Source organism: Pedobacter sp. 05L430 (assembly GCF_056397585.1).
In genome coordinates, this window is sequence record NZ_JBFTNT010000408.1 from 1 (window position 1) to 3,073 (window position 3,073).

The 3,073-nt window shown below is 39.8% G+C and carries 4 protein-coding genes; 1 reads left to right on the top strand and 3 read right to left on the bottom strand.

The features are described 5' to 3' along the window. The coding region (gene mnmE / locus AC1DG9_RS25605) for a tRNA uridine-5-carboxymethylaminomethyl(34) synthesis GTPase MnmE (protein WP_477635519.1) at positions 1 to 1,228 on the top strand (1,228 nt) is incomplete at its 5' end. 236 nt (positions 1,229 to 1,464) lie between these two features. Here the strand turns inward: mnmE and AC1DG9_RS25610 are convergent. From AC1DG9_RS25610 to AC1DG9_RS25620, 3 genes are all read right to left on the bottom strand, one after another. Further along, on the bottom strand, positions 1,465 to 2,169 hold the full coding sequence (locus tag AC1DG9_RS25610) for a sensor histidine kinase (protein ID WP_337716132.1): 705 nt from the start codon (positions 2,167 to 2,169) through the stop codon (positions 1,465 to 1,467). Positions 2,170 to 2,234: 65 nt separating this feature from the next. After that, the gene (locus tag AC1DG9_RS25615) at positions 2,235 to 2,522 is read right to left on the bottom strand and encodes a hypothetical protein (protein ID WP_172662801.1); all 288 of its coding nucleotides are present in this window, start codon (positions 2,520 to 2,522) and stop codon (positions 2,235 to 2,237) included. 346 nt (positions 2,523 to 2,868) lie between these two features. Then, positions 2,869 to 3,073 (bottom strand): hypothetical protein (locus tag AC1DG9_RS25620; RefSeq protein ID WP_477635520.1); only part of this gene is annotated, 205 nt, incomplete at its 5' end.

Genomic DNA, 3,073 nt, shown 5'->3' on the forward strand with positions numbered 1-3,073 from the left:
CACCATACACTTTGGTTTAATTAAAGATGGAAATGCAGTTATAGATGAGGTTCTAGTGAGTTTATTTGTTGCTCCAAAATCAYATACAAAGGAAAACGTTGTCGAAATATCTTGTCATGGTTCTAATTATATCATTCAGCAGATTATCACGCTTTTGATAAAGAAAGGTGCCAGTGCGGCAAAACCTGGTGAATTTACTTTAAGGGCATTTTTAAATGGAGGACTGGATTTATCTCAGGCTGAAGCTGTCGCTGATTTAATTTCTTCAGATTCAGCTGCTGCTCATCAGGTAGCTATGAATCAACTAAGAGGTGGTTTTAGTACTGAACTTAATGTATTGCGCGAACAATTGATTCACTTTGCTTCTATGATTGAACTTGAGCTTGATTTTGCTGAGGAAGACGTTGAGTTTGCTAATAGAGATCAATTGCAGGAACTGATTGCCAAAATTACTATTGTATTAAATAAACTAATCCGCTCTTTTGAGCTTGGGAATGTTATAAAGCAGGGAATTAACACAGTAATAGCGGGCAGGCCAAATGCAGGTAAATCGACCCTACTAAATGCACTTTTAAATGAAGACAGAGCAATTGTTAGTGAGATAGCCGGAACAACTCGTGACACTATTGAGGAGCTTTTAAATATCAACGGCATCAACTTTAGATTGATCGATACTGCTGGTATCCGTGAAGCCACTGATACTATTGAGGCTATTGGGGTTGAAAAAACCATGCAAAAGATTAGTCAGTCGGCATTGTTAGTGTATTTGTTTGATGTGGTTAATACCTCGGCCACCGAAATTCATGATGATATTGCCCGCTTACATAAACCTGGCATACCTTTTTTAGCTGTCGCTAATAAAATGGATCTTTCTTATAGCGACCGGTTAAAGGAGCTTAATCTTCCTTCAGATATCCAGTTTATTGCCATCTCGGCTAAAGAGAATCAACAGATTGAGGAACTGAAACAATTGCTTTACGACACTGCAGTAGGAGATAAGCTCTCAGATAACCATACCATGGTCACCAATATCAGGCACGTAGAGGCATTACAAAAAACTCAGGCAGCGTTAAATAGTGTAGCTAATGGTTTGGATAATCCAGTTACTTCTGACTTTTTAGCAATGGATATTAAACAAGCATTACATTATTTAGGAGAGATAACCGGTCAGGTTACTACCGATGATTTGCTTGAGAACATATTCAGTAAGTTTTGCATTGGAAAATAATCGATGATAATTACTGCATAATTACGCTAAGTAATGACAAGTATATGGCTTATTGTTTATAAGTTATGTGACTAAACATTGCAAAAAACATTACCGGCATAATTAAAGAGGATTGTCAAAGTCCAAAGCATTTCAAAAGCGATTGGGAGTAACAGTTGAACACAAGTCAGATTAAATATTGAAGTTATTGAAAATGGGGTTATTTGAATCTGAAATCACGGCCTATTATCGAGCTTTCAGATCTCTCTGAAAACTTTAGGAAGTGTCAGTTTTGCAATAGTTCCCATCCCTTCATTACTTTGTTTATTGCGAAGTTCGAACTGGGCTGGGTGTTCATGGTTCATGACATTAAAGATTTCAATCCGTTCTTTTATGGAGGCGATACCGATGGATTGGCCTTTGATAGCTGAGAAAGTTTTGATTTTTTTGGCTTCAACCATGCCGATCCCATTGTCTGAAACAGTAAAAAGCAGGGTATTTTCGGTTTGTTCCAGGCTTACTGTGATGGCATTATTTTCGGCTGTTGAATTCCGCATACCATGATGTATGGCATTTTCAATTAGTGGCTGTACCAGCATGGGAGGTAGGAGTAACCTGGAAAGATCAATAGAAGACTCTGTATAAAATGAACAGCTAAATTGCTTGTTGAAACGCATCACTTCCAGTTCGGCATACAACCGGAGTGCTTTCCATTCCCTGTCGGCCGAAACCATGCTCTGGGTAGAGTTCTCTAAGATCAGCCTGCTCAGTGCGGCAAACTTTTGTACCAGGCTGCCGGCAGTTTTTGAATCGTTTTCAACGATATAGGATTCAATTGAATTCAGTACATTAAATATGAAATGTGGGTTCATCTGCGCCCTGATTGCTTTTAATTCACTTTCTGATAGTTTATTCTGATTGATCAGTTCTTTGTTCTGCTGTTCTGCCTTTTTTCGCTGCATTTCATTTTTTAAGCGCAGGTGCCTGATCCGGGAACGGTTCAGCAAATAGAGTAAAACTGAACTGATCAGTAGGATGGCCAATGCGCCAGAGAGGTAAGCTGTCTCATTTGCAGTTTTGAGAGTTGCTGCTGTTGTTTGTAGGTTTCTTCTTTTTTCCGAAAAGCATATTGTGCCTCCAGTGATGCAATTTTGTTTTTGCTTTCCTGTGAGTACAGCGAATCGGTAATCTGTCTGGATCTTTTGTAGTTCTGAAGTGCGTCCTGATATTGACCATTATTTTCCTGCAGTAGTGCTAGCTCTGCAGAAAAATAGCCTAAATTATCCCGATCCCCAACCTGCTTGCTGGCAGTCAATGCTTTTTTTTAAACAGAACTCCGCTTTTTGAGCGACCTTGGGGTTTTTGGTTTTAAAGAAGAGCCGGGTATAGTACTTCTATCCTGACGATGTGGTAATCATGGTATGTGAAGCAAAACAAGAGTATCATGATATGGAGATAAATTGCCAGCTTGACGGATCCTACATTTTAGGCAGGGTTTTTTGGCTTGCGCTGAAGCTTCATTGCGGGTTTGATCAGACCGCTGGGAACACAGCTTGTTTTATCTGCGCGCTCTGGTAAAGCTCTGTCTACCTCAAGTGGATGCTTTTCCTGCTCTAATCGATTTGGTCAGGTAGATCAGTCTTTGATCTTTTGCTATGATTTCACTCTAGGCTGCTTGATGTTCTCTGTCTTCGGGCATGATGAGTTTTCCCATTTTTGAGGAATGCCTTATAGCTATCACCGCTTTCCCGCTTTTGGAACTTGCTTGTCCAGTCTATAATTGTTGCATAACCGCCTTTAAACGATATCTCCAAATGCCTGGTCGTTTTTTTATCCACCCATAAGCCTTCATAATGCCTTTCCGTC